Origin of the sequence: Paracoccus endophyticus (assembly GCF_003286075.1) — a bacterium.
Taxonomy (GTDB): domain Bacteria; phylum Pseudomonadota; class Alphaproteobacteria; order Rhodobacterales; family Rhodobacteraceae; genus Paracoccus; species Paracoccus endophyticus.
The window spans coordinates 212,776-237,746 of the sequence record NZ_QLUV01000002.1; the positions used below are offsets into that span (position 1 = coordinate 212,776).

The 24,971-nt window shown below is 72.4% G+C and carries 20 protein-coding genes; 8 read left to right on the forward strand and 12 right to left on the reverse strand.

Annotated elements, in window-relative coordinates:
* Genes DPQ23_RS15715 through DPQ23_RS04635 form a run of 3 tightly spaced genes read right to left on the reverse strand, consistent with a single transcriptional unit; the run spans position 1 to position 5,630 of the window.
* Positions 1-2,121: a glycosyltransferase gene (locus DPQ23_RS15715; protein WP_205961411.1), complete on the reverse strand. Its 2,121-nt coding sequence runs from the start codon at positions 2,119-2,121 to the stop codon at positions 1-3.
* A gap of 3 nt (positions 2,122-2,124) precedes the next feature.
* Positions 2,125-4,479 carry a UDP-galactopyranose mutase gene (gene glf / locus DPQ23_RS04630; protein WP_205961412.1) on the reverse strand — a complete coding sequence of 785 codons (2,355 nt, stop codon included), beginning with the start codon at positions 4,477-4,479 and terminating at the stop codon, positions 2,125-2,127.
* A complete protein-coding gene (locus tag DPQ23_RS04635) occupies positions 4,476-5,630 on the reverse strand; it encodes a glycosyltransferase family 4 protein (RefSeq protein WP_112873511.1) in 1,155 nt (384 codons plus the stop codon). Before DPQ23_RS04635 ends, glf begins: the two co-directional genes overlap by 4 nt.
* 239 nt (positions 5,631-5,869) lie before the next feature.
* On the opposite strand from DPQ23_RS04635, the gene DPQ23_RS04640 reads away from it, so the two are divergent.
* Positions 5,870-6,967, forward strand: a complete 1,098-nt coding sequence (locus tag DPQ23_RS04640; RefSeq protein ID WP_112873584.1) for a pyridoxal phosphate-dependent aminotransferase — start codon at positions 5,870-5,872, stop codon at positions 6,965-6,967.
* Between the two features lie 28 nt (positions 6,968-6,995).
* Here the strand turns inward: DPQ23_RS04640 and DPQ23_RS04645 are convergent, their stop codons facing one another.
* Together DPQ23_RS04645 and dapA are read right to left on the reverse strand one after the other, a co-directional pair.
* On the reverse strand, positions 6,996-7,325 hold the full coding sequence (locus DPQ23_RS04645) for a DMT family transporter (RefSeq protein WP_112873512.1): 330 nt from the start codon (positions 7,323-7,325) through the stop codon (positions 6,996-6,998).
* A 29-nt stretch (positions 7,326-7,354) separates the two neighbouring features.
* Positions 7,355-8,236, reverse strand: coding sequence for a 4-hydroxy-tetrahydrodipicolinate synthase (gene dapA, locus DPQ23_RS04650; protein ID WP_112873513.1), 882 nt, complete (start codon positions 8,234-8,236; stop codon positions 7,355-7,357).
* 114 nt (positions 8,237-8,350) lie between these two features.
* On the opposite strand from dapA, the gene DPQ23_RS04655 reads away from it, so the two are divergent.
* Positions 8,351-10,777, forward strand: a complete 2,427-nt coding sequence (locus DPQ23_RS04655; RefSeq protein WP_205961413.1) for a lytic transglycosylase domain-containing protein — start codon at positions 8,351-8,353, stop codon at positions 10,775-10,777.
* 107 nt (positions 10,778-10,884) lie between these two features.
* Here DPQ23_RS04655 and DPQ23_RS04660 read toward each other — a convergent pair whose 3' ends face one another.
* The 3 genes from DPQ23_RS04660 to DPQ23_RS04670 all read right to left on the reverse strand — a co-directional run bounded on the left by DPQ23_RS04660 (position 10,885) and on the right by DPQ23_RS04670 (position 13,204).
* Positions 10,885-11,679, reverse strand: a complete 795-nt coding sequence (locus DPQ23_RS04660) for an inositol monophosphatase family protein (protein WP_112873514.1) — start codon at positions 11,677-11,679, stop codon at positions 10,885-10,887.
* A gap of 95 nt (positions 11,680-11,774) precedes the next feature.
* Positions 11,775-12,236 (reverse strand): DUF4126 domain-containing protein, encoded by a 462-nt coding sequence (locus DPQ23_RS04665; RefSeq protein ID WP_112873515.1) that lies wholly within the window; start codon positions 12,234-12,236, stop codon positions 11,775-11,777.
* An 80-nt stretch (positions 12,237-12,316) separates the two neighbouring features.
* A complete protein-coding gene (locus tag DPQ23_RS04670) occupies positions 12,317-13,204 on the reverse strand; it encodes a LysR family transcriptional regulator (protein ID WP_112873516.1) in 888 nt (295 codons plus the stop codon).
* Between the two features lie 87 nt (positions 13,205-13,291).
* Here DPQ23_RS04670 and metF point away from each other — a divergent pair, with 87 nt between their 5' ends.
* Positions 13,292-14,149 (forward strand): methylenetetrahydrofolate reductase [NAD(P)H], encoded by an 858-nt coding sequence (gene metF, locus DPQ23_RS04675; protein WP_112873517.1) that lies wholly within the window; start codon positions 13,292-13,294, stop codon positions 14,147-14,149.
* Positions 14,150-14,340: 191 nt separating this feature from the next.
* Here metF and DPQ23_RS04680 read toward each other — a convergent pair whose 3' ends face one another.
* Both DPQ23_RS04680 and DPQ23_RS04685 read right to left on the reverse strand, forming a co-directional pair.
* Positions 14,341-15,471: a DUF2235 domain-containing protein gene (locus DPQ23_RS04680; RefSeq protein WP_240602410.1), complete on the reverse strand. Its 1,131-nt coding sequence runs from the start codon at positions 15,469-15,471 to the stop codon at positions 14,341-14,343.
* A gap of 126 nt (positions 15,472-15,597) precedes the next feature.
* Positions 15,598-16,755, reverse strand: coding sequence for a type III PLP-dependent enzyme (locus tag DPQ23_RS04685; RefSeq protein WP_112873518.1), 1,158 nt, complete (start codon positions 16,753-16,755; stop codon positions 15,598-15,600).
* Positions 16,756-16,897: 142 nt separating this feature from the next.
* Between DPQ23_RS04685 and DPQ23_RS04690 the strand changes: the two genes are divergently transcribed.
* The 3 genes from DPQ23_RS04690 to DPQ23_RS04700 all read left to right on the forward strand — a co-directional run bounded on the left by DPQ23_RS04690 (position 16,898) and on the right by DPQ23_RS04700 (position 20,910).
* A complete protein-coding gene (locus DPQ23_RS04690) occupies positions 16,898-17,329 on the forward strand; it encodes an Lrp/AsnC family transcriptional regulator (RefSeq protein ID WP_112873519.1) in 432 nt (143 codons plus the stop codon).
* A 135-nt stretch (positions 17,330-17,464) separates the two neighbouring features.
* Positions 17,465-20,587, forward strand: a complete 3,123-nt coding sequence (locus DPQ23_RS04695) for a valine--tRNA ligase (RefSeq protein WP_112873586.1) — start codon at positions 17,465-17,467, stop codon at positions 20,585-20,587.
* On the forward strand, positions 20,587-20,910 hold the full coding sequence (locus DPQ23_RS04700) for a DnaJ family domain-containing protein (RefSeq protein WP_112873520.1): 324 nt from the start codon (positions 20,587-20,589) through the stop codon (positions 20,908-20,910). The genes DPQ23_RS04695 and DPQ23_RS04700 overlap by 1 nt, the downstream gene beginning before the upstream one ends.
* Positions 20,911-20,924: 14 nt before the next feature.
* Here the strand turns inward: DPQ23_RS04700 and DPQ23_RS04705 are convergent, their stop codons facing one another.
* Entirely contained in the window at positions 20,925-21,959 is a 1,035-nt protein-coding gene (locus tag DPQ23_RS04705; protein ID WP_112873521.1) for an NAD(P)/FAD-dependent oxidoreductase, read from the reverse strand.
* Positions 21,960-22,001: 42 nt separating this feature from the next.
* Between DPQ23_RS04705 and mnmC2 the strand changes: the two genes are divergently transcribed.
* A complete protein-coding gene (gene mnmC2, locus DPQ23_RS04710) occupies positions 22,002-22,652 on the forward strand; it encodes a tRNA (5-methylaminomethyl-2-thiouridine)(34)-methyltransferase MnmC2 (protein WP_112873522.1) in 651 nt (216 codons plus the stop codon).
* On the opposite strand, the gene DPQ23_RS04715 is transcribed toward mnmC2, so the two are convergent.
* Positions 22,649-23,374, reverse strand: a complete 726-nt coding sequence (locus tag DPQ23_RS04715; protein ID WP_112873523.1) for a rhomboid family intramembrane serine protease — start codon at positions 23,372-23,374, stop codon at positions 22,649-22,651. The two genes, mnmC2 and DPQ23_RS04715, sit on opposite strands and share 4 nt — an antisense overlap.
* Positions 23,375-23,535: 161 nt before the next feature.
* Between DPQ23_RS04715 and DPQ23_RS04720 the strand changes: the two genes are divergently transcribed.
* Complete coding sequence (locus DPQ23_RS04720; protein ID WP_112873524.1) at positions 23,536-24,855, forward strand: 4-aminobutyrate--2-oxoglutarate transaminase; 1,320 nt, start codon at positions 23,536-23,538, stop codon at positions 24,853-24,855.
* Positions 24,856-24,971 lie beyond the last annotated feature (116 nt).

The following is a 24,971-nucleotide window of genomic DNA, read 5'->3' on the forward strand; positions in this document are numbered from 1 at the left end:
CTACGCAGAGGCCTGGCGAAAAAAGGGCTGCGGGTTGGACCGCAGCACCTCCATGGTCACGAGGGCGCCGGTCTGGGCGGATTTCGACACGGCCAGCGCCACGCGGTGCGTTTCCAGCGCCTCGGCATAGGGGCAGCGGATGCGGTTCTCGCGGCCCTGCACCGCGTCGATGAAGTCGCGGTCCTCTCGCCAGACGGGGTCGCCCTGCGCCTTGCGGACGGGGCGGCCCTGGCCCACGTCGATCATGATGTCGTGGTCGGTGATCTCCATTGCCAGGGCGTCGGCGAAGACGTGCAGGCCGACGCGGTGGTTCCAGCGCAGCAGGCACGTCGCCGACAGGTTGGCGATGGTGCCCGAGGCAAAGCGCAGCGTGGCGGTGGTGGCCGTGGGCACGGTCAGCCCGTCGAAGTCGGCGCGGTCGCGGTGGGTCGCCAGCGCGAACACCTCGGTCACGTCGCCCGACAGGAACCGGGCGAGGTCGATGATGTGGGTCGCCTGCTCGACCACCTGTCCGCCCGAGGCATCCTCGCGCCACCACCACTGCGGCGGCGGCGTCTGGTCCAGCCAGAACCCGGTCATCAACTGCGCGGGATTGTTTGCCAGAACGGCGCGCGCCTCGTCTACCGTGTCCAGATAGCGCCAGTGATAGCCGACGGCGGTGATCAGGCCCGCCCGCTCGACCTCGGCCGCGATCTCCTCGGCCAGCGCCAGGTCCAGCGACAGGGGCTTTTCCACGAAGAACGGCAGGCCGCGCGCGATGCAGGCGCGCTCGGCGTCGCCGTGGGCAAAGGGCGGCACGCAGATGTAGACGGCGTCGAGCTCGACCGACCCGAGCATCGCGGCATGATCGGCAAAGGCCTGCGCGCCAAAGCGGCGCGCGGCATCCTCGGCGCGGGGCAGGTCGGGATCGGCCACGGCGACGATGCGGACATCGTCCATCTGCTCCAGCACGCCGAAATGGCGGTGCGCGATGCCGCCCGCCCCGATGAAGCCCAGCCGTGTCGTCATGTCGTCGGTCCTTGGTCTGCCGCGCAGCACGGCGGCGTAAAGTCGGGCGGTGTCGCCGCCCATGCGGGTTGCGGTGTAGAAATCGTCGAAACGCGCGCGCTGCGCCAGCCCTGTCTTGACCCGCTGCGCGCCGTCGTCCAGCGCGTCGGACAGCGCCGCGGCCAGGGCGCGGGCATCGCCCGGCGCGACCAGCCAGGGATGCTCGGGGCCCAGCGCCTCGACCACGCCGCCGATTCGGGTGGCGACGACGGGCGTGCCCAGCGCCATGGATTCCAGCACGACCAGCGGCAACCCCTCGAAGTCCGAGGGCAGCACGACCACGTCCGCCGCCGCCATCAGCGCCGGCACATCGCGGCGGTCGCCCAGGAAATCGACCGCGCGGGTCAGGCCCAGCCGGGCCACGCGGGCGCGGATCGCCGCCTCCTCGGGGCCGGTGCCGACCAGCGCCAGATGCGCGCGGGGATGACGGCGGCGCAGCCGCGCCAGGGCTGCGATCAGCGTGCGGTGGTTCTTCTGCCGGGTGAAGCGCGCGACGCACAGGATCACGGGCGCGCCCGGTCGCTGCGGCCAGGGTGGCAGGCCACCCTGGGGGCAGGGCTTCGGCGGCTCGATCCCGTTCGGGATGCAGGTCATGGGCAGGCGCGGGCCGGGCATCGTCGCCAGCACCCGCCGCCAGCCGTGCGCGGCCGCCCGGCTGACGGTGATCACGGCATCGACGCCCTCGACCATCGCCGCATACTCGGCGTGCTGGTGGGGGCAGGTGACCAGCCACGGCAGATGCTCGGTGCGCACCACCGCGGCCCCCGCCTTGCGCGCGGCGGCCACCAGCCCGTGGCCCTCCCAGCCGATGCCGGCGTGGACATGGACCAGCGCCGCGCCCGCCAGCGCGGCGGGCCAGCCCTGCGGCGGCACGGCGTCGGCACGCAGGCCGCGGGATGCGGCCTCGGCCACCAGGGCCCGGCCCGCGGCGTGGTCGGGAAACAGCAGCCGCGGCGCGGGCGCCGTGCGGTCGCCCGCCAGGGCCGCCGCCAGCGTCAGCATGTGGCGGCCCACGCCGGACGGTTCGGGGCTGTCGGTCGCCAGAACGACCGTCGCGGTCTTCGTCAGGATCACGCCTTATTCCCCGGCGACCAGCGTTCCCGCCGGGCGGCGCTCGGCCAGCCGTGCCGCCATGCGGCGATGGATGGACAGCGCCTGCCCCACGACCTGATCCATGTTGTAGTAGCGATAGCTGCCCAGCCGTCCCGCAAAGATCACGTCGGGCCGCTCCAGCGCCAGGGCCTCGTAGCGCTTGAACAGCGCCTGGTTTTCCGGTCGCGGGATCGGATAATAGGGCTCGCCCTCGTCCGACGGGATCTCGTAGGTGATCGAGGTCTGCGGATGCACCTGCCCGGTCAGGTGCTTGTATTCGGTGATGCGGGTCCACGGCACGTCCTCGGCGGGATAGTTGACGACGCCCACCTCCTGAAAGCGGCGGGTGTCCAGCGTCTCGTGGCGGAACGACAGGCTGCGATAGGGCAGCGGGCCATAGCGGTGGCCGAAAAAGGCGTCGATCGGCCCGGTATAGATCGTCAGGGGCGCCAGGTCGCCTGCGGGCAGGTCGTGGAAATCCTGCCCCAGCGCCAGGTCGATGTGGGGATGGTCCAGCATCCGCTCGAACATCCGGGTATAGCCCTCCAGCGGCATCGCCTGGAAGCTGTCGGTGAAATACCGGTCGTCGGCGTTCGTGCGCGTGGGCACGCGCGAGGTCACGGACTTGTCCAGCTGCGACGGGTCCAGCCCCCACTGCTTGCGGGTATAGCCCTGAAAGAACGTCTCGTAGAGCCGCGTGCCGACCGCGTTCACCACCACGTCGCGGCTGTTGCGGATCTCGGCCACCGGCTCGGCCTGCGCGGCCAGGAAGGCGGCCGCCTCGGCCTCGGTCGTCAGGTCCAGCCCGTACAGGCCGTTGATCGTCGTGCGGTTGATCGGCATCGGCAGCCGCCGGTCGCCCACCTGCGCCAGGACCCGATGCTCGTACGGGCGCCAGCGCGTGAAGCGGCTGAGATAGCTGACCACCTCGTCGCTGTTGGTGTGGAAGATGTGGGGACCGTAGCGGTGCACCAGCAGGCCCGCGGCGTCGGCGTGGTCATAGGCGTTGCCGGCCACATGGTCGCGCTTGTCCACCACCAGCACCCGCTGGCCCGAGGCCTGCGCCAGCCGCTCGGCCAGCACCGATCCGGCAAAGCCTGCGCCCGCGATCACCACGTCATAGGCGCGCGCGCCCCGCCGGATGCCCGGCGCGGGAAAGCGGTCGGGGCCGCGGGTCGCGGCGCGGGCCTGCACGGCCTCGGCCACGAGGCGGTTCATGTGGCGGAAGGTGCTGTCCCAGCTGAGCGTCGCCAGCGCGCGATCGGCCTCGTCGCGCCAGGGCGCGGGATCGGCGCGGCCGGCCAGCGCCGCCTCGCAGGCGGCGATGAAGTCATGCGTCCCGTCGGCGATCCGCACCGCGGCGATGTCGCCATAATGGCGCACCACGTCGCGCACCTGCGTGGACACCACGGGGCAGCCGCCCGCCAGGTATTCGGGCGTCTTGGTCGGGCTGATGAAGCGCGTGGCCTCGTTGATGGCGAAGGGCATCAGCGCCACGTCCCACCCCGCCAGATAGGACGGCAGCTCGCCATAGGATTTCTGGCCGAGCCAGTGGATGTTGTGGGCGCGGGGCAGGTCGTGGGGCGACAGCTTGGCGACCGGCCCGATCATCACGATCTGCCAGTCGGGGCGGGCGGCGGCGGTGGCGCGGATCAGCTCCAGGTCCAGCCGCTCGTCGATGACGCCGTAATAGCCAAGCCGCGGCCGGGGGATCGCCGCCTGGTCGGCGGGATCGGGGCAGGGCATGCGGGCGCGCGCGAAATGCGCCGCATCGACGCTGGACGGAAACGGGTGGATGTTGTCGTGCCGCCTGCGCTTGGCCTCGTAGATGCTGTGGCCGCCGGTGAAGACCACGTCCGCCGCCGCCAGCAGGTCGGCCTCGTTCTGCCGCAGGTCATGGGGCGCAAAGCGAAAGTTCGACAGTTCGTCCATGCAGTCGTAGACGACGGCCGATGCCTCGACGTGGCGGGCGAACGGCCACATCTGCGGGGTGTAGAACCACAGCACGGGCGCCTTTGCGCCCGTCACGACCAGCAACTGGTCAAGCAGGCCCGCCAGCGCACGGGTGGTGTCCTCGGGCGAGAAATGGCGGGGAACGCGGGGGCGGACCGCCTGCACGGTGGTGCCGGGAAAGGCATGGAACTCCAGATAGGGCAAATGGTGATCGGCGGGGATCATCTCCTCCCAGAACCAGACGGGGCGGTCGGCGGCAAAGCGGCCCATCAGGTGCTGGGGGCGCTGCAGGACGAAATCCCAGCGCAGATGCGAAAAACAGATCAGCGGGGCCACGACCGGGGCGTGGACGGGCATTGCGGGCGTGTTGAGGGGGGCGATGGTCATGCGGAAACCTTTCTGGCGTGCCGGTCCAAGGCTGTGTCGATCAGGTCGGACAGGCGCTGGATCGAATGGCGCCATGTCCAGTTCGCCTGGACGACAGAGCGGGTGTCATAGGTTGCGTGGCGGGCGATCAGCCGGTCCAGCGCGGCGGCGAAGTCAGGCTCGGCTGCGGTCAGCCCGGTGTCCGGGCGGATGTACTGGCGGCCGCAGACCAGCCCTGCATTGGCCAGCACGGGCAGCCCGGCCAGCATGTATTCGGTCAGGATGGCGGGCGCCCCGTCCTGGACGCCGCAGACGACGCCCACGCGGGCGCGGTTGATCAGCGCGTTGACCTCGTCATGGCTGACGGGACCGACCCAGTCGATGTCAAGGCCGCGGGCCACCCCCTCGTCGCGCAGCGCGTCCGCCATGTGGCCATAGCCCACGACGCACAGCGCCCGCGTCCCCGGCCGCGCGGCCAGCGCGTCCAGCAGCAGGTCGTGGCGCTTGTAAGGCTGGGTCGCGGCCACATAGACCACGTCATAGTCCTTGGCCGCGCCGGTTGGATGGAACGTCAGGTCCGACGCGAATTCCGGCCCGATCGGCAGCACCGCGCACAGCGCGCCGGGATGGCGGGCGCGGATCTCGGCCGACTGCCAGTCGGCCCCGGTCAGGAAGATGTCCACATGACGGCTGACGGCGGGCGGGATGCGGATCGCGGGCGCGTCGATCGAGTTGTAGATGATGACGCTGTCGCGGCAGGCATCCAGCAGCGCCTCGTTCACGCCCAGGCCCCAGACGCACAGGATGTCGGGCGCGCCATGGACGGCGATATGGGCCAGCGCATCGGCCGAGCCGTAGGGCGCGGCATGGCCGTCGGCGCGAAAGACGCGGCGGGTCAGCCCGGCAGGCCCGGGGGTGATCAGCCCGGCGCTGTCGCGCGGCCGGTCGTCGGCGCCCGCAAAGCTCCAGACCTCGGCCGTGTCGGCAAGCCCCGCGGCCACCGCCGCCAGGGGCAGGCGCTCGAGATAGCCGCCGACCACCGGGCCGGGCGGGTTGGACGAAGGGACGGAGATCTGCGTCCAGGCAGCATGAAAATGATCATAGTCGAGTGCGGATGGGCCCGAAGGCGAGGGGTCGCAGAAATCCGACACGGCCACGATGCGTCTTTTCATGCCTTCTCCTGACTGCAAAAGGGCCAGGATGCCGGCGCCTTGTCGGGGTGATAACGAGGCCGTGACGGATTGGTTGCAAGCCGGAACATATGTTATGAGATTGCGTCGCTTAGGTGCCACATCTGGCGCATCGGAGCCCCGGCCCGCGGGCGGTTCGCGGCACCCGCGACACCCGGCCGCGCCCGCGGGCCTGCCGCCGGATGCTTGCGCGGGCCGCCGCTTTGCGCTTTGCCTGCGCCATGACCCCACGCCTTGCGCCCATCCCCGCCAGCCTGCTCGACGCGGTCCCCTTCGTCGGCCCCGAGACGCTGGAGCGTCAGCGCGGCGCGCCGTTCCGCGCGCGGCTGGGTGCGAACGAGAATGGCTTCGGCCCGCCGCCGCACGCCGTGGCGGCGATGCAGGCCGCCGCGGCCGAGGCCTGGAAATATGGCGATCCAACCAGCCACGACCTGCGGGCGGCGCTGGCGGCGCACCTGGGCTGCACCCCCGACCACCTGGTCGTGGGCGAGGGGATCGACGGGCTGCTGGGCCTGGCCGTGCGGCTGCTGGTCGGTCCCGGCGACAGGGTCGTGACCTCGCTGGGCGGCTATCCGACGTTCGATTTCCACGTCGCGGGCTTTGGCGGCCTGCGCCACGCCGTTCCCTATCGCGACGACCGGCAGGACCCCGAGGGGCTGATCGACGCCGCCCGCGACAGCGGCGCGCGGGTGATCTATCTGTGCAACCCCGACAACCCGATGGGCGGCTGGCACGCGCCCGCGGTGATCGAGGCGGCCGTGGCCGCGCTGCCCGACGGCTGCGTGCTGCTGCTGGACGAGGCCTATGCCGAGTTCGCCCCCGCGCTGCCGCGGATCGACCCCGACGACCCGCGCGTGCTGCGGTTCCGCACGTTTTCCAAGGCGTATGGCATGGCGGGCGCCCGGATCGGCCATGCGCTGGGCGCGCCGGACCTGATCCGGGCGTTCGGCCGGGTGCGCAACCATTTCGGCGTGAACCGCATGGCGCAGGCGGGCGCGCTGGCGGCGCTGGACGATCCCGCGTGGCTGGCGCGCACCGTGGCGCAGGTCGCCGCCGCGCGCGACCGCATCGCCGTCATCGCGCGCGACAACGGGCTGGACCCGCTGCCCTCGGCCACGAACTTCGTCAGCATCGACTGCGGCGGCAACGGCGCGCTGTCGCGCCGGGTGCTGGCCGGGCTGGCCGATCGCGGCGTCTTTGCGCGCATGCCCTGGGTCGCGCCCCAGGACCGCTGCATCCGCATCAGCTGCGGCCCCGACCCGGAACTTGACGCGCTGGCCGAGGCGCTGCCCGGCGCGCTGGCGGCGGCGCGGGGCTAGCCCCGGTGGCGTCGGGTCCCGCCGCCCGTCAGTGCGGCACGGCCTGCGAGAACCCGTTGATGACGATCACCCCCGCCAGGATCAGCCCGATCCCGATCACCGCCGGCAGGTCGGGCGTCTGGCGGAACACGACGACGCCGATCCCCGCCGTCAGCACGATGCCCAGCCCGCTCCACACCGCATAGGCCACGCCCAGGGGCACGTGGCGCAGCGCCTGGGACAGGAAATAGAACGACGCCAGATAGCACAGCGCCATGATGACGGTCGGCAGCGGGCGGGTGAACTGCTGCGACAGCATCAGGAACGAGGTGGCGATCACCTCGAGGACGATGGCGATCATCAGGACGGCATAGGCCATGGCCACGGTCCCGCCCCCCTGCGCCGCGGTCAGATCAGCCCGGCGTGGGCCAGGGCGGCATCGATGCGGCTGCGCACGCCCGCCGACAGCGGCGTCAGCGGCAGCCGCACGGTTTCGCCGCACAGCCCGTTGCCCAGCCGCGACAGCCCGTATTTCGCCCCGACCAGCCCCGGTTCCAGGAAGATGGCGACATGCAGCGGCATCAGCCGGTCCTGCAGGGCCAGGGCCGTGGCATAGTCGCCGCGCAGGCAGGCCTCCTGCATTTGGGCGCACAGGGCGGGCGCCACGTTGGCCGTGACCGAGATGCAGCCGACCCCGCCTTGCGCGTTGAAGCCGTGCGCCGTCGCGTCCTCGCCCGACAGCTGGATGAAATCGGGGCCGCAGGTGATGCGCTGGAAGCAGACCCGCTCCAGCTTGCCGGTGGCGTCCTTGACGCCCGCGATGCGCGGCAGCTGCGCCAGCTCGCCCATCGTCTCGGGCGTCATGTCCACGACCGACCGGCCGGGGATGTTGTAGATGATGATCGGCAGGTCGGTGGCGTCGTGGACGGCGGTGAAATGGGCGATCAGCCCGGCCTGCGTCGGCTTGTTGTAATAGGGGGTCACGACCAGGACGCCGTCGGCGCCCACCTCTTGTGCGTGGCGGGCAAGGCCGATCGCCTCGGCCGTGGCGTTCGACCCGGCCCCGGCGATCACCGGCACGCGCCCCGCGGCCACGCGGACGACCTCCTCGACCACCCGGCGATGCTCATCATGGCTCAGCGTCGGGCTTTCGCCGGTGGTGCCGACGGGGACCAGGCCGTGGCTGCCCTGTTCGATCTGCCATTCGACCAGGCGTTCCAGCGCGGCCAGATCGACGGCGCCATCGGCCGTCATCGGCGTGACCAGCGCGGGCATGGAACCTTTGAACATGGGGGCGTCCTGACAGCTTGTTTGGGGCGGCATACAACCGCAGACCGGTGTTGCCAAGCAGGCCTGCCGAGGATGTGAGTTGCCGCAGCCCGCGCCTGCCCCCAGATTGCGCGCATGAGGCGCATCCGTCCGACCCTGACCGCCTGGCTGACCGCCGTGGCGCTGACCCTGCCGGTCATGGCCGGGGCCGAGGATGCGTCGGCGCTGCGCCGCGCGCTTGCCGCGGCCGAGGCGCGGGACTGGACGGCCGCCGCCGCCGCTGCGGCGCAGTCGGGCCCGATCGCCGCGGACCTGATCGCCTGGCAGCAGTTGCGCGCGGGCCATGGCACCTGGGCGCACTACAGCGACTTTGCCGCCCGCAACCCCGGCTGGCCGGGGCTGGAGCTGCTGTTCGAGCGCGGCGAGGCGCGGATGGACCCAGCCCCGCCCGCGGCCGAGGTGCTGGCCTGGTTCGGCAGCCGGCGCCCGCAGACGCTGACCGGCGCGCGGGCGCTGTTCGCCGCGCTGGAGGGGCCCGCGCGCGCGGCGGCCGTCGCCGATTTCTGGACCCATACCGCGCTGGAGCCCGCCGACGAGGCCGCCTTCCTTGCCGCCTGGGGCCCCGAGGTCGCGCCGCACCATGCCGCCCGCCTGCGGACGCTGCTGGATGCGGGGGAATGGGCGCCTGCGGAACGGATGCTGGCCCTTGTGCCCGGGCCGGATGCCGATCTGGCCCGCGCGCGGATCGCCGTGCAGGCGCGCCGCACGGGCGTCGATGCGCTGATCCTGGCCTTGCCCGCGGCCCTGCGCGAGGACGCGGGCCTGGCGATGGACCGTTTCCGCTGGCGCCTTGCGGTCAAGCAGCGCGACGCCGCGCGGGCGCTGATGCTGGACCGCTCGACATCGGCCGAGGCGCTGCGCGATCCCGCGCGTTGGGCGGACGCGCGCCGCGACTTTGCCCGCGCCGCGTTGCGGGCGGGCGACTGGGCGCTGGCCGAACGGCTGGCCGCCGGGCATTTCCTGCCGGGCGGAGAGGACGCGGTCGATCTGGACTGGCTGGCCGGCTATGCGGCGCTGCGCGCAGGCGCCGCCGACCGCGCGGCCGCGCATTTCGCCCGGCTGCCCGACCGCGACAGCGGCCCCATCACCCTGTCGCGGGCGCATTACTGGCGCGGCCGCGCGGCCGAGGCGGCGGGCGACACCGCCGCCGCCGATGCGGCCTTTGCCCGCGCGGCGGTGCATCAGTCCGCCTTTTACGGCCAGCTTGCCGCCGAACGCACCGGCGCGCGGATGACCCCCGCCCTGGCCGTGCCGGGTCGGGCGGTCGAGACGCTGCCCGACTGGCGCGGCGCGGCGCTGCTGGACCACCGCGTGTTCCAGGCGGGCATCTGGCTGGTGGCGGCCGGCCAGCCGCAGCAGGCGCAGCGGTTTTTCCTGCATCTGGCCGAAACCGCCGCGCACGAGGACATCGCCCGCATGGCGCGGCTGATGCTGGAGCTGCACCGCCCCTGGGACGCGCTGCGTCTGGCCAAGGCCGCGGCGGCCAAGGGCGGCATCTATCCCGCCGCCTATTTCCCGCTGACCGGGCTCGAGGACGCGGACCTGCGTCTGCCGCCCGAGCTGGTGCTGTCGATCGCGCGCCGGGAAAGCGAGTTCAACCACACCGTCGGCAGCCCGGCCGGCGCCCTGGGGCTGATGCAGGTGATGCCCGACACCGCCCGGCAGATGGCCCGCCAGCTGGGCGAGCCCTTTGACCTTGCCCGGCTGACGACCGACGCCGCCTATAACGCGCGGCTGGGGGCGGCCTATCTGGACGGGCTGCGGGCGCGGTTCGGCCCTTCGGTCGCCCTGGTCGCGGCCGGATACAACGCCGGTCCCGGACGTCCGGCGCGCTGGCTGCGCGATTTCGGCGACCTGCGGCGCACCGGGCAGGGCGCGGCCGATCCGGTGGACTGGGTCGAGATGATCCCGTTCGACGAGACCCGGACCTATGTGATGCGGGTGGCGGAATCACTGCCGATGTACCGGGCGCGGATCGCGGGGCACCCGGTGCCCGTCGTGCCCAGCTGGGATCTGCGCGGGGGCGGCCTGATGCCGCCGCCCCGCATCTCGCCTCTGGTGCTGGCGCTGTCGGACCGGCCCCGCGCGACGCCCGCCTGGCTGGTCGCCCGCGCCGCGGCCATCAAGGCCGAGGAGGAGGCGAGGCTTAAGCGCGGGGCCGCGGCCGCCGCCGCAAGCGCGACCCTTGCGCCGCCCGCAGCGGGCGTGCGTCAGGCCGGCGACCCCGGCGCTGACCCGCGGCCGGGCGTGCCGGGCGCGGCCGCGGTCCTGCCCGATGCGGCCCGCCTGCCCGGCTCCGGCGATGCCGCAATCGCGCCGGCGGACCCACGGCCGGCCGGACGGACCGCCGCGGTCCAGGCCGATGAGGGGGGCAGGAAAGCCCCCGATCCAAGGGCGCTGGCCGATGGTGGGCTGGATGCGGGACCGTGGCCCGCCGCGCCGATCCTGCGGCTGGGTCCGGGCGGCTATGCCCTGCCGCAGCCGCCCGCCGCCACGCCCTAGGCCCCGGCGCGGACGCGCCTCGCGCCCGCAACGCCGCGACGCGCCTCGCGCCCGCGCCTCAACGGCGGCTTTGCGGGACCAGCGTTCCGCGGATGCTGCCCCACGCGTCAGTCGCGGGTGCGCACGATCCCGGCGAAGGCGTCGAACAGCACGGCGTTCGCGGCGACCAGTTCCGAGGCGTCGGCCACCGGCCCGTCATGACCGGCGCGCAGCGGCTCGACAAAGCCGCCGGCCTCCTTGACCAGCAGGATGCCCGCGGCCACGTCCCAGGCCTGGATGCCGCGTTCCCAGTATCCGTCGAACCGCCCCGCCGCGACATAGGCCAGGTCCAGCGACGCGGCGCCCCAGCGCCGCACCCCGGCCGTCACCGGCATCAGCCGCGCCAGGTCCTTCAGCGTCGCGGGCAGCGTGCCGCGCCCGCCGAAGGGGACGCCGGTGGCAAAGATCGACGCCGACAGGTCGCGCCGGCCCGACACCCGCAGGCGGCGGTCGTTCATGAAGGCGCCCTCGCCGCGCTCGGCGAAGAACAGCTCGTCCTTGGCGGGGTCGAAGACGACGGCGGCGACGATGTCGCCCTTGTGCTCCAGCGCGATGCTGACCGCCCAGTGCGGCAGCCCGTGCAGATAGTTGGTCGTGCCGTCCAGCGGATCGACGATCCAGCGCCGGGTCGGGTCCTCGCCGGCCTGGGTGCCGGTTTCCTCGCCGCACCAGCCATAGGTCGGGCGCGCGCCGCGCAGCTCTTCCTTGATGATGCGCTCGGCCTCGCGGTCGGCGCGGGTGACGAAATCGCCGGCCCCCTTGACGGAAACCTGCAGGTTCTCGACTTCGCGGAAGTCCTTGACCAGGCTGCGGCCCGCCTTGCGCGCCGCCTTGATCATCACGTTCAGATTGGCGCTGGCCATGGTGGGTGTCCTTTGTCGGGGCAGGCCCGTTTAGGCCGGTCGCCGCCGAAAGTGAAGCGGCTGCGCGGCCAAGGGCCTTGCGCGCCGCCGCCCCCTCAGTCCCGGGCGGCCCGCAGCCCCGCCACGATCGCCACGGCGCCCGCGAGGGCCAGCGCGTCCTCGGCCAGGCCTGTGGGCGTCTGGCCGTGATCCTGCATCGCGGCCATCCGCGCCCGCCAGCCGGGATAGGACGCCGCGACCGCCGTGATCCCCCCGACCGCCGCGCCGTTCCAGAACTGCCCGCGCGGGGCCAGCGCACCGCCCGCAAGCCCCGCCACGATGAACCGCGCGGCCAGCCCCAAGGGGACGATCCGGTCGGGCGCGGTCTTCATCTTGTCGCCGGCCATCTCGGCCAGCGCCAGCGCCACGGTGCCTGTCGCGACGGCCGGGTGCCGCAGGATGCCGGGCGCGGCGCAGTCGCGCGGCAGGTCGCCCCGCGCGGCGGCGACCGCGACCGCCGCCAGCGGCGTCATGGATCGCTGGCCGCCGACAAGGCCCATGAGGAACGAGGCGAGCATGGTGTGTTTCCCCTGACGGTTCGGGACGGGAACGCCCCGGCCCGGCGGTCCGGTTCCCCAAATCGCGCCGCCGCGTCCGGTCATCGCGCCTCGCGCGCCAGCCGCAGCATGTCCTGCATGAAGGGCAGGCCGCGGTCTTCCTCGCGCAGCGCGGCGTAGAGGCGTCGGGTCACGCCGCTGCGCCCCAGAGGCCGCGTCACCAGATCGGGGTTGCCCGCCTCGCGCGCCAGCACCCAGTCGGGCAGCACCGACACCCCGCGGCCCGAGGCGACCAGCAGCAGGATCACGTCTGTCAGCTCGATCTCGCGCACCACGGCGGGGCGCACCCCGGCGGGTCCCAGGAAATGCGAGAACACGTCAAGCCGCGCCCGGTCCATCGGATAGGTGATCAGCGTCTCGGTCGCGAGGTCGGCGGGCTCGGCGAAATCGCGGCCCGCCAGGGGATGAGAGGACGGCACCACCAGCAGCGGGTGATAATCGAACAGCGGCTCGAACGCGATGCCCGCCAGGTCCTCGGGGTCGGACGAGACGACCAGATCGGCCTCGCCCCGCATCAGCGCGGGCAGGGCGGTAAAGGCCAGGCCCGCGCGCACGTCGATGTCGACCTGCGGCCAGACATGGCGGAACGCGTCCAGCGCCGGCAGCAGCCAGTTGAAGCAGGCGTGGCATTCCATGGCGATGTGCATCCGTCCGACGCGCCCCTGGGTCACGCCGCGCATCTCGGATTCCGCCGCCTCGACCAGCGGCAGCACCTGGCGGGCCAGCGCCAGCAGGCGCAGCCCGGCGGGGGACAGGCGCATCGGCTTGGTCTGGCGCAGAAACAGCGCGGTGCCGGCCTGATCCTCCAGCGCGCGGACCTGGTGGGACAGGGCCGACTGGGTGATGTTCAGCACCTCGGCCGCGCGGGCCAGACCGCCCATGTCATGGATGGCGCGGATGGTCCGCAGATGGCGCAGTTCCAGATGCATGATGAGCCGCGCTCATGGTCTAGTTGAACAAGATGAATTTGTTTCACGCTCGCCCTCGTGGCACAAGGCCTGCGAAAGGAACCTTCCATGTCCGCACCTGCCGTCAGCTTCGAGTTCTTTCCGCCCAAGACGCTGGACCAGTCGTTCCGGCTGTGGGAAACGGCGCGCGCGCTGGCCCCGCTGGGGCCGGACTTCGTGTCCGTGACCTATGGCGCGGGCGGCACCACCCGGCAACTGACGCACGAGGCGGTGACGGCGCTGGCGGGCCATTACGGGCTGAACGTCGCCGCCCACCTGACCTGCGTGGACGCGACCCGCGACGAGACGATGGCCATCGTGGAGGCCTATGCGGACGCCGGCGTGACCGAGATCGTGGCCCTGCGCGGCGACGCCCCGCAGGGGGCCGACCGCTTCGAGGCGCATCCGCAGGGCTTTGCCAGCTCGGTCGAGCTGATCGCGGCCATCGCGGCGCGCGGCGGGTTCACCATCCGCTGCGGAGCCTATCCCGAGCCGCACCCCGACAGCCCCGACGGTCACGCCGACGTGACCTGGCTCAAGCGCAAGGTCGATGCCGGGGCAAGCGGGGCGATCACCCAGTTCTTCTTCGACGCCGACACGTTCTTTCGCTTTCGCGACGCCTGCGCGGCGGCGGGCATCACAGCGCCCATCCGGCCCGGCATCCTGCCGATCCAGGGCTGGGCGGGCGCCAAGCGATTCGCCGCGCGCTGCGGCACCAGCGTGCCCGGCTGGGCCGAGGCGGCGTTCGCCGCCGCCGGTCCCCAGGGGGAACGCGCGCTGGCCCGCGACCTGGCGATCACGCTGTGCCAGGACCTGATCGCCGGCGGGGTGGACGGGCTGCATTTCTATACGCTGAACCGCCCCGAGCTGACCGCCGAGGTCTGCGCCGCGCTGGGCGTCACCGCGCGCGAGGCGGTCGCCGCCTGAGGCCCGCATGCCCCGGCCTGCACCGCCCCGGCCGGCGCGCCGGGGCCGCTGATCTTCGTCTTTGCCGCGGGCGCCATGACCGGGCCTTGCATCGCGGTGGCGTTGTCGTCGCGGGACGACCGCCGGCACCGGGCCGAGCCTTGGGCGGCCGCGCCCCCGGCGACGCCGCTGCGACCGCGCAAGGCTCGCGGTCACAGCGCCGCGGGAGGCGGCTGTTGCGAGGGGTCCGTCTCGGGCGGGGTCGCGGCGGCGGCCCGGCGCGACAGGCGCATCCGTCGCATGCGCGGGCCCAGCCTGCCCGCGACCGGGCGCAGCTTGCCCAGCGGCTTGCGCAGCGTGCGCCAGCGCGGCCGCCGGGCGGCCCCGATCAGCGCCGGCCCGTCATAGGGCAGGGCCGAGGCATCCGGCACATCCGTCCCGGTCGTGCCGACCGTGCGCGGCGCCCGCAGCAGGAAGGCCCGCCCCCAGCCGCGCCACGATCCGACCGAGGGCGCGTCGGGGTCGCAGGGCAGGCCGGCCCGCCAGCCCGCCGGCAGCGGCAGGCCCTGCGCGGCGGCCCGGCCCAGCATCCAGACCAGCGGGATGTTGGCCAGCGGGCGTGCCGCCTCGAACCCGTCGAGCTGGCCGCCGATGTCGGCATGGCTGCCGCGGAACCAGACCTGTTCGATGCGTTGGGCGGCGTCCGCCTCCCACAGGATCGGCTGGAAGGCCGCGCGCGTCTCGTCCAGGGCCAGCGCCTGCGCGCCAAAGCGGATATGGCTGCCCAGCCGCTGGTCGTGAAAGCGGTGCCGCGCCTCGGTCAGCATCCACAGCAGCGGCAGCCGCACCCCCAGCGCCATCACCGTGTCGAAGACCCCCACCATGTCGATGGTCACGTCCGGGTTGCAGCGGCGGCGGAACGCCGCCATCGCCGCCGCCGACCCGCCGCGGTGATAGAACCGCCACGCCAGCCGGATGTTGCGTTCGGTCGCGGCCTGCGGGGTCAGCAGGCCCACGCGCCCGATCATCCCCGCCAGCGACCGCGCGGCAAAGGCGCCCCGCGAATAGCCGAAGATGAAGATCGGGTCGCCCGGCCGCCAGCTGCTGGCCAGCCAGCCATAGGCGGCTTCGATGCGGTCCTCGACCCCGCGGCCGGTGGCGACCGCGCTGATGCCGCGCCAGTCGTCCCAGGAAAGCCCGCGCGCATAGTGCATCCGCACCGGACCCGCGCGGCGCACCAGCCGGCGAATCGTGCCGATGTGGGTCGCACGGGGGCCGCTTGTGGTGGCGAGCGTGCCGTCCATCAGGATGACGTGGGGGATCGGGCGCCGAGGCTGGGTCATGGTCAGACCCTCAACGCCCAAGGTTACGATTCGGTTGACGGGTTTCGCCGGCCCGGCGGGCGGGCCGGCAGGTGGCCCGCCCTCGGGACCGCGGCGGCGGTCCCCGTCGTGCCGGGGACCGCCGCGTCAGTCCAGGGACAGGGCCGTGACGTGGCGCATCTCTCCGAACCCGTTGAAGCGGGTGTTGGTGACGACCGAATAGGCCCCGGCGCCGTGGAAGACCGCGAAATCCCCCTCGGCGATGTCGTCGGGCAGCGACAGTTCGCCCGGCAGGCGGTCCACCGAATCGCAGGTGGGGCCGAACACCACGCGGCCGTGGCCGTTCTCGCCGCGCGGCGTGCCGTCGGCGCGGAACACCTCGATGCGGTCCAGGTTGCCGATGATCGGCAGCTCGGTCAGCCCGCCATAGACGCCGTCGTTCAGGAACACGCTGGTCCCGTCGCGCACCGCCTTGACCCGCGTGATCAGCGAGAACGCATCCGCGCACAGGCCGCGCCCGGGTTCGCAGACCAGCGCGGGCGCCTTAGCGCCGAACACCTCGGCGGTGGTCTCGCCGATGCGGGCGAAGATCGCATTCAGGTCCGGGTCGACCCCGTGGACCCGCCAGGACGGGAACCCGCCGCCCACGTTCAGCCGGGCGGGGCGCAGGCCCGCCATGTCGGCGATGTCGCCGGCGGTGCGGATATACGTCTCCCATGCGGCGGGATCGACGCACTGGGTGCCGGGGTGAAAGGTCAGCGAGGCGACATAGCCGCGGTCGGCCACGGCGCGCAGCAACTCGGCCGCCAGTTCCGGCGACGCCCCGAACTTGGAGCCGAAGTCATAGGCCGCCCCCGCCACCGGCAGCTTGAAGCGGGGCGAGATCTCGCACCCCTCGGGCGGCACCTGCGCGAACAGCTTCTCCAGCTCCGACCGGCTGTCCACCGACCAGGCCTTGATCCCCGCGTGGACGGCGTGCGCGATCTCGGCCTGCGAGCGGACCGGGTTGTGATAGTGGCGCGCGGCCAGCGGCGCGAGGCGGCCGATCAGGTCGATCTCGAACGGCGAGGCCACGTCGAAGCCGCGGATGCCCGCCGCCACCAGGTTCTGGATCACGGCCTCGTCGGGGTTCGACTTGACCGCATAGGTCACAAGGCCGGGAAAGCCCGCCAGAAAGCGCCGCGCCCGGTCCTGCAGAACGGTGGGCGCGAACACCATCACCGGGTTTTCCGGCCGCATCGCGCGGATGATCTCGGCCGGATTGTCCCATACGGTCTTGGCCAGGTGGCCTTCGGTCAGTCCCATCCCCAGTCCTTTCTGACGGCGGCTCGCCCGCCCCCTGCAGGTTCGCGCCTATGCGGTCCCGTTGCAGCGTTGAAAAGGGTGGAAACGCGCACGGGTCACGTTAATCTGCCGGTTGCGTCGGCAGAATGACAGGACCCCGCCCATGGACGAACTGGACCGCGCCATCGTCGCGCAGCTGTCGCAGGATGCGCGGATGTCGGTGGCCGTGCTGGCCCGGCGCCTGAAGGTGGCGCGATCGACCGTGCAGGCCCGGCTTGAGCGGCTGGAAACCACCGGCGCCATCGCCGGCTATACCTTACGCCTGGGTGAGGCCGCGCGCCTGTCGCGCATCCGCGCGACCTGCCTTCTGACGATCGAGCCGCGGGCGCAGGCGGCGATCCTGGCGCGCCTGCGGGCGCTGCCGGCGGTCGAGCGCGTCCATTCGACGTCCGGACGCGTCGATCTGCTGCTGCAACTGGCCTGTTCGTCCACGGCCGAGCTGGACGAGGTGCTGGACCAGATCGGCAACCTGACGGGGGTGCGGTCGTCCGAAAGCCTGGTGCATCTGTCCACCAAGTTCGACCGCGCGGTCTAGCGCGGTCTCGCGCGAGCCCGTGCGGTTCCCGCGATACCCGATGCGCGCACGGGCGGTTCCCCGGCGGCGGGCGGCCTCTCTTGGCCTTTCGGACCGGCTTCGCTAGACCCGCAGGCAAGCAGAGGGATGACCGCCATGCCGATGGACAAGACTTTCGACGCCGCCGCCGCCGAGGCCCGCATCGCCGCCGCGTGGGAGGCCTCGGACGCCTTTGCCGCCGGCGCCAACGCGAAACCGGGGGCGCCCGCGTTTTCCGTGCTGATCCCGCCGCCCAACGTCACCGGCAGCCTGCACATCGGCCACGCGCTGAACAACACGCTGCAGGACATCCTGGTGCGCTGGCACCGGATGCGCGGCTTTGACACGCTGTGGCAACCCGGCCAGGACCACGCGGGCATCGCCACGCAGATGGTCGTGGAACGCAAGCTTGCGGCCGAGGGAAAGCCTGCCCGCAAGGACTGGGACCGCAAGGCGTTCACCGACGAGATCTGGACATGGAAGGCCGAGTCGGGCGGCACCATCACCGAGCAGCTCAAGCGTCTGGGCGCCAGCTGCGACTGGTCGCGCAACGCCTTCACCATGTCGGGCGCGCCGGGTGCGCCGGCCGGCGAGGAGGGCAACTTCCACGACGCGGTGATCCGGGTCTTTGTCGATTTGTACGACAAGGGCCTGATCTATCGCGGCAAGCGGCTGGTGAACTGGGACCCGCGGTTCGAGACCGCGATCAGCGATCTTGAGGTCGAGAACCGCGAGGTCGACGGCCATATGTGGCACTTCAAGTACCCGCTGGCCGGGGGCGCCACCTATGAGTATGTCGAGCGCGACGCGGACGGCCGCATCACCCTGCGCGAGACGCGCGACTACATCAGCATTGCCACCACCCGGCCCGAAACCATGCTGGGCGACGGCGCGGTGGCGGTGCATCCGTCGGACGCGCGCTATGCCCCGATCGTGGGCCAGCTGTGCGAGATTCCGGTGGGGCCGTGCGACCAGCGCCGCCTGATCCCGATCATCATCGACGAGTACCCGGACCCCGGCTTCGGGTCGGGCGCGGTCAAGATCACCGGGGCGCATGACTTCAACGACTATGGCGTGGCGATGCGCAACGGCATCCCGCTGTATGCGCTGATGGACGGCCGCGCCCGGATGCGCGAGGACGGCCTGAGCTATGCCGAAAGCGCCGCCATCGCCACCCGCGCCGCGCGGGGTGAGGACGTGGGCGACGTGTCGGCCGTGAACCTGGTCCCCGAGGACCTGCGCGGCCTTGACCGTCTGGACGCCCGCCGCCGCGTGGTCGAGGCGATCACCGCCGAGGGGCTGGCCGTCACCGTCCTGCACCGCGAGATCGAACCCGAGACCGGCGCCGAGCATCTGGAAAACCGACCCCTGGTCGAGGCGAAAAAGATCATGCAGCCGTTCGGCGACCGATCGGGCGTGGTGATCGAGCCGATGCTGACCGACCAGTGGTTCGTGGACACCGCCCGCATCGTGCAGCCCGCCATCGACGCGGTGCGTGACGGGCGCACCCGCATCCTGCCCGAGCAGCATGAAAAGGTCTATTTCCACTGGCTGGAGAACATCGAGCCGTGGACGATCAGCCGCCAGCTGTGGTGGGGCCACCAGATCCCCGTCTGGTACGGGCTGGACCTGCATTCGCCGCCGGGCTTTGCCGACGACGAGGGCGACGGCGCGCTGGACGCCGTGGAGCTGTTTGCCCTGCTGGCCGAGGGGCTGGTCGATGCCGGCGAACGCCACCATGCCGCGGCGCATTTCGCCGACGTGGCCGAGGCGTTCCGCGACGACATTGCGGGCCTGCCGCAACCGCTGGAAATCTCGCGCATCGTCGAGGTGGCCGACCGCGCGGCGGCGGTGGACGCGCTGGCGGCCTCGCTGGCCGATTACACGCTGACGCAGGACCCCACCCATCTGGTCTATCCCGTCTGGCGCGACCCCGACGTGCTGGACACATGGTTCAGTTCCGGCCTGTGGCCCATCGGCACGCTGGGCTGGCCCGAGGACACCCCCGAGCTGCGGAAATATTTTCCGACCTCGACGCTGGTGACGGGGTTCGACATCATCTTCTTCTGGGTCGCCCGGATGATGATGATGCAGCTTGCCGTCGTGGGGGACGTGCCGTTCCGCACCGTCTATGTCCACGGGCTGGTGCGCGACGAAAAGGGCGCCAAGATGTCCAAGTCCAAGGGCAACGTCATCGACCCGCTGGACCTGATCGACGCCTATGGCGCGGACCCTCTGCGGTTCACCCTGACCAGCATGGCCGCGATGGGGCGCGACCCCAAGCTGGGGCCCAAGCACGTCGAGGCGAACCGCAACTTCGTCACCAAGATCTGGAACGCGACCCGCTTTGCCGAGATGAACGGCGTCTTCGCCGCGCCCGCAGGCCAGCCCGCCGCCCAGCCCGCCGCCCAGCCCGCACCGACGCACACGGTCAACCGCTGGATCATGGGCGAGGTCGCGCGCGCGCGCCTGGCGGTGGACGAGGCGCTGGGCGCCTATCGCTTCAACGAGGCGGCGGCGGTGCTGTATGGGTTCGTCTGGGGCAAGGTCTGCGACTGGTATGTCGAGTTTGCCAAGCCCCTGTTCGACGGCGCGCACGCCGACGAGACGCGCCAGACGATGCGCTGGGTCATCGAGCAATCGGTGACGCTGCTGCACCCGATCATGCCCTTTGTCACCGAGGAGATCTGGGCCCTGACCGGCCAGCGCGCCCGGATGCTGGTCCACGGCGACTGGCCCGCCTATGGCGCCGAGCTGATCGACGCCGACGCCGACCGGCAGATGAACTGGGTCATCGGGCTGATCGAGGCGGTGCGGTCCGCCCGCGCCCAGATGGGCGTGCCTGCCGGGGCGCGGCTGGACCTGATCGTGACCGAGGCCGACGACGCCGCCCGCGCGGCGCTGGCGGCGAACGGCGCGCTGATCGAGCGGCTGGCGCGCGTCACCCCGCCGGTCAGCGGCGCGGCCGCCGCCGGCACCATCGCGGTCGCCGTGCCGGGCGCGTCCTTCGCCCTGCCGATCGGTGACGTGATCGACGTGGCGGCGGAAAGCGCGCGGCTGAAGAAGGCCGCCGACAAGGGCGCCCGCGACGCCGCCGGCCTGCGCGGGCGGCTGGGCAACGCGCGCTTCGTCGAAAGCGCCGACCCCGAGGTCATCGAGGACACCCGCGCCAAGCTGGCCGACCTGGACGAGGAGATCGCCCGCCTGAACGCCGCGCTGGCCCAGCTGGCTGCGATGTGATGCACTGGTTCGAGCGCATCGCCCTGCGCCGGATCGACGCCGCCGCGGCGCGGGGCGAGCTCAGCGGGCTGGCCGGAGAGGGCAAGCCGCTGGACCCCGAGCGGCTGCGCGAAAGCGCCGAGGACGTGCTGCACCGGATGATGGCGGACGCGGGCGTCGTCCCGGCCGAGGTTTCGCTGGCGCGCGAGATCGAGGCCCGGCGCGCGGTCCTTGAGCAGATCGAGGACCCCGCCGAGCGCCGCGCGGTGCAGCGCCAGATCGGACTGCTGGAACTGAAACGCGCCATCGCGCAGGACGCGCGCCGGCATTCGCGCCGGGGCTGAGCAGGCCCTCGGCCCTAAAGCCGGAACCCCTCGGGGATGCGGTCGGTGCCGTCCAGCACCAGGTCGGCCACGATCGCCGCCACCGCCGGGGCCATGCCGAAGCCGATCTTGAACCCGCCGTTGGCGACCAGATGGCCCGGGCGGCCTGGCCAGACCCCGATCAGCGGCGCGCGGCTGGCGGCGCGGGGGCGGATGCCGGCCCAGCGGTCCAGCACGGCGCGGCCTGCCAGCGCCGGGCACAGGGCGCAGGCGCGCGCGACCAGCGCCTCGAGCCCCGCATCGGTGGCCCCGTCGGTGGCCTCCGGCTCGCTGGTCGATCCGACCGCGGTGGTGCCGTCGGCATGGGGGACGATGTGGACGCCGTCCGCAAAGACCTGCGCGGCCTGAGGGGCGGACAGGTCCAGCAGCGCCGACTGGCCCTTGACCCCGGACCCCACCGGCCGCCCCAGATCCGCCGACAGTGCGGCCAGTCCCGGCGCGCCGGTCGCCCAGACGACGGGCCCCGCCAGCGCGTCGGGGTGCTGGGGACCCGCGCCCTCGATCACCGCGCCGCCGGTTGCACGGATCGCCGCGGCCAGCGCGCGGCCCGCGGCGCGCGGGGACAGGCGCGCGGTCAGGCTGTCGGTCAGCCACAGACCGGACGGGCTGTCGGGCACCAGCGGCCCCGCCGGCGCGTCGGTCAGCGCCATGCGGAACGGCGCCGGCCACACCGCCGCCGCCGCAGCGATGCGGGCGTGGATGCGCTCCAGCGCCGCGGCCTCGACCGGCTGCACCCGGCCCGTGCGCGCATAGCCGGGATCGACGCCCCCCGCCGCCCTGACCGCGGCCCACCAGCCCTCGGCCGCGACCAGCGCGTCCAGTTGCACCTGTTTCTTGGCGTTCCAGTTCTCCGGCGCGTGGGGCGCCAGCGCGCCCACCGTGCCGCCGCTGGACCCTGCGCCGATGCGCGCCGCCTCGATCACGGTGACGGCGGCCCCGCGCCGCGCCAGTTCCCAGCCGCAGGCAAGGCCCATGATCCCCGCGCCGATCACCGTCACCGCCCTTGCCATCGCCGCGCGCCCCCGCCATTGCCGGCGCCGGAGGTAGCGCGGATGACGGCTGACGACCAGAGCAGGCTGGACTGGCGCGGCAGCGTGCCGGTGTCGCGGCGCTTCGACGACCCCTATTTCAGCCTGGCGGGCGGGCTGGACGAGACGCGCCACGTCTTTCTGGCCGGCAACGACCTGCCCGCACGGCTGGTCCCGGGCTTTTGCGTGGCCGAAACCGGCTTTGGCACCGGGCTGAACCTGCTGGCGCTGGCGCAGGTGGCGACGGTGCCCGTGCGCTTCACCAGCTTCGAGGCCTATCCCCTGAGCCTGGCAGAGCTGGCCCGCGCCCATGCGGCCTTCCCCGATCTGGCGGCATTGTCGGCGCAGCTGCGCGCAGGCTGGGGCGGCGAGACGCTGACGGTGGGCCATGTGACCGCCCGGATCGTGGCGGGGGACGCGCGCCAGACGCTGCCCGCCTGGGACGGCCGCGCGGATGCCTGGTTCCTGGACGGGTTCTCCCCCGCGCGAAACCCCGAGTTGTGGTCCGATGCGCTGATGGCGGCGGTCGGCGCCCATGCCGCGCCGGGCGGCAGCTTTGCCACCTATACCGCCGCGGGCCATGTGCGGCGCGCGCTGGCCGCGGCGGGGTTCGACGTCACCCGCGCGCCCGGCTTTGCCGGCAAGCGTCACATGAGCCGCGGGGTCCGGCGCTAGCGGCGCACCGGCGGGATGCGGGTGGGGGCATAGACGACCGGCCGGTGCGGCGGGTGGCCGTGGGTGCGCGCCCAGAACTGCGGCCCGCCCCGGCGCAGGAACACCGGCAGCGCCAGCACCAGGCCCGCGACGAACCCCCCCGCATGCGCCCAGTAGGCGACGCCGGCCTCGCCGCCGTGCATCGCATAGCCCGACACCAGCTGAATCGCGAACCAGACCGCCAGCATCACCCAGGCGGGAATGGTGAACATTTTGATCAGGATGATGATGATCGCGACCACGTCCACCTTGGCGCGCGGAAACATCAGCAGATAGCCCCCCATCACCCCGGCGATCGCCCCCGACGCGCCGACCATGGGGATGCCGTCGGCGGGGTTTGCCGCCATCTGCGCGCCCGCGGCCGCGAAACCGCAGGCAAGATAGAATACCAGAAAGCCGCCATGGCCCATCTGATCCTCGAGGTTGTCGCCGAAGATCCACAGAAACAGCATGTTGCCGCCCAGATGCAGCAGTCCCGCGTGCAGGAACATGTGCGTCAGCACGCCCCAGACCTGCGAACCATTCAGGACCGCGACCGGATACAGGGCCAGGTCTTCCCACAGGCCGGTCATGCCCCCGGCCCAGGGGGCGGTCAGCAGGAACATCGCGACGTTCGCCAGCATCAGCGCGATGGTGACATAGGGCGTCCGCTCAGACGGATTGTGGTCGCGGATCGGGAACATGGGGCCTTCCGGCAGGGGCGTGTGTCGGCCAACGCACGGCGCGACAGGGGGTTGCGTGGCGCCGGACGATTCGGCCGCGCGCGATTGTGTCCCGCGGGGGCGGGGCGCTAGATGGGCGCAGGACAGGCCCGGACGCGGGCCGCGCGACAGGGGATGCGCCAATGACCACGATGACCGACCGCAAGAACGCCGCCATTTCGCGCGGCGTGGGGATGACCACGCAGATCTATGCCGACCGCGCCGAGAACGCCGAGATCTGGGACAAGGACGGCAACCGCTACATCGACTTCGCCGCCGGCATCGCGGTGGTGAACACGGGGCATCGCCATCCCCGGGTGATGCAGGCGGTGCGCGACCAGCTGGACCGGTTCACCCACACCTGCCACCAGGTCGTGCCCTATGAAAACTATGTGACCCTGGCCGAGCGGCTCAACCGCCTGGTGCCCGGCAACTTCGCCAAGAAGACCATCTTCGCCACCACCGGCGCCGAGGCCGTCGAGAACGCCGTCAAGATCGCCCGCTATGCCACCGGGCGGTCGGGCATCGTGGCGTTCACCGGCGCGTTCCACGGCCGCACCTTCATGGGCATGACGCTGACCGGCAAGGTCCAGCCCTACAAGGCGGGGTTCGGGGGGATGATGCCCGATGTCTGGCACCTGCCGTTCCCGAACGAGCTGCATGGCGTGACGCAGGCCGACGCGCTGGCCGCGCTGGACAAGCTGTTCAAGGCCGACATCGATCCCGCCCGCGTGGCCGCGATCATCGTGGAACCCGTGCAGGGCGAGGGCGGCTTCTATCCCGTTCCGTCTGGCTTCATGCGAACGCTGCGCCAGCTGTGCGACGACCACGGGATGCTGCTGATCGCCGACGAGGTGCAGACCGGCTTTGCCCGCACCGGCCGGCTGTTCGCGATGGAGCTGCACGGCGTCGCGGCCGACCTCACCTGCATGGCCAAGGGCCTGGGTGGGGGTCTGCCGATTTCCGCTGTGACCGGCCGGGCCGAGGTGATGGACGCGCCCCACCCCGGCGGCCTGGGCGGCACCTATGCGGGCAACCCGCTGGGCGTCGCCGCGGCCCACGCCGTGCTGGACGTGATCGAGGACGAGGGCCTGTCCGAGCGCGCCGAGCGGCTGGGCCAGCGGCTCAAGCAGCGCCTCGCATCCCTGCGCGACGACGTGCCCGAGATCGTGGACATCCGCGGCCCCGGCCTGATGAACGCGGTCGAGTTCAACGTCGGGTCCCGGCCCAGCCCCGAGTTCACCAACAAGGTGCGCGAGGAGGCGCTGTCGCGCGGCCTGATCCTGCTGACCTGCGGCGTCTACGGCAACGTCATCCGGTTCCTGCCGCCCCTGACGGTGCCGGACGCCGTCTTCGACGAGGCGCTGGACATCCTGGAGGCGTCGATCCGCGCCGCCCGCGGACCCGGCCGCCACAAGGCCCCGCAGGACGGCGAGCTGATGGCGGGCGCGCAGGAGGCCTGAGGCGGCCCGGCCGCGCCGGGGGGCTGTCTGCCCCCCGGACCCCCCGAGGATATTTGCCGCCGCCCGAGGCGCGTTAACCGACTCTTCGCACCCTCATGCGAAAAGACCTGCGCGGG

What these genes read in the sequence shown, in the direction of transcription:
- glf (WP_205961412.1), bottom strand. Translation starts at nt 4,479, where the DNA reads ATGACCATCGCCCCCCTCAACACGCCCGCAATGCCCGTCCACGCCCCG.
- DPQ23_RS04635 (WP_112873511.1), bottom strand. Translation starts at nt 5,630, where the DNA reads ATGAAAAGACGCATCGTGGCCGTGTCGGATTTCTGCGACCCCTCGCCT.
- DPQ23_RS04640 (WP_112873584.1), top strand. Translation starts at nt 5,870, where the DNA reads ATGACCCCACGCCTTGCGCCCATCCCCGCCAGCCTGCTCGACGCGGTC.
- DPQ23_RS04645 (WP_112873512.1), bottom strand. Translation starts at nt 7,325, where the DNA reads ATGGCCTATGCCGTCCTGATGATCGCCATCGTCCTCGAGGTGATCGCC.
- dapA (WP_112873513.1), bottom strand. Translation starts at nt 8,236, where the DNA reads ATGTTCAAAGGTTCCATGCCCGCGCTGGTCACGCCGATGACGGCCGAT.
- DPQ23_RS04655 (WP_205961413.1), top strand. Translation starts at nt 8,351, where the DNA reads ATGAGGCGCATCCGTCCGACCCTGACCGCCTGGCTGACCGCCGTGGCG.
- DPQ23_RS04660 (WP_112873514.1), bottom strand. Translation starts at nt 11,679, where the DNA reads ATGGCCAGCGCCAATCTGAACGTGATGATCAAGGCGGCGCGCAAGGCG.
- DPQ23_RS04665 (WP_112873515.1), bottom strand. Translation starts at nt 12,236, where the DNA reads ATGCTCGCCTCGTTCCTCATGGGCCTTGTCGGCGGCCAGCGATCCATG.
- DPQ23_RS04670 (WP_112873516.1), bottom strand. Translation starts at nt 13,204, where the DNA reads ATGCATCTGGAACTGCGCCATCTGCGGACCATCCGCGCCATCCATGAC.
- metF (WP_112873517.1), top strand. Translation starts at nt 13,292, where the DNA reads ATGTCCGCACCTGCCGTCAGCTTCGAGTTCTTTCCGCCCAAGACGCTG.
- DPQ23_RS04680 (WP_240602410.1), bottom strand. Translation starts at nt 15,471, where the DNA reads ATGACCCAGCCTCGGCGCCCGATCCCCCACGTCATCCTGATGGACGGC.
- DPQ23_RS04685 (WP_112873518.1), bottom strand. Translation starts at nt 16,755, where the DNA reads ATGGGACTGACCGAAGGCCACCTGGCCAAGACCGTATGGGACAATCCG.
- DPQ23_RS04690 (WP_112873519.1), top strand. Translation starts at nt 16,898, where the DNA reads ATGGACGAACTGGACCGCGCCATCGTCGCGCAGCTGTCGCAGGATGCG.
- DPQ23_RS04695 (WP_112873586.1), top strand. Translation starts at nt 17,465, where the DNA reads ATGCCGATGGACAAGACTTTCGACGCCGCCGCCGCCGAGGCCCGCATC.
- DPQ23_RS04700 (WP_112873520.1), top strand. Translation starts at nt 20,587, where the DNA reads ATGCACTGGTTCGAGCGCATCGCCCTGCGCCGGATCGACGCCGCCGCG.
- DPQ23_RS04705 (WP_112873521.1), bottom strand. Translation starts at nt 21,959, where the DNA reads ATGGCAAGGGCGGTGACGGTGATCGGCGCGGGGATCATGGGCCTTGCC.
- mnmC2 (WP_112873522.1), top strand. Translation starts at nt 22,002, where the DNA reads ATGACGGCTGACGACCAGAGCAGGCTGGACTGGCGCGGCAGCGTGCCG.
- DPQ23_RS04715 (WP_112873523.1), bottom strand. Translation starts at nt 23,374, where the DNA reads ATGTTCCCGATCCGCGACCACAATCCGTCTGAGCGGACGCCCTATGTC.
- DPQ23_RS04720 (WP_112873524.1), top strand. Translation starts at nt 23,536, where the DNA reads ATGACCACGATGACCGACCGCAAGAACGCCGCCATTTCGCGCGGCGTG.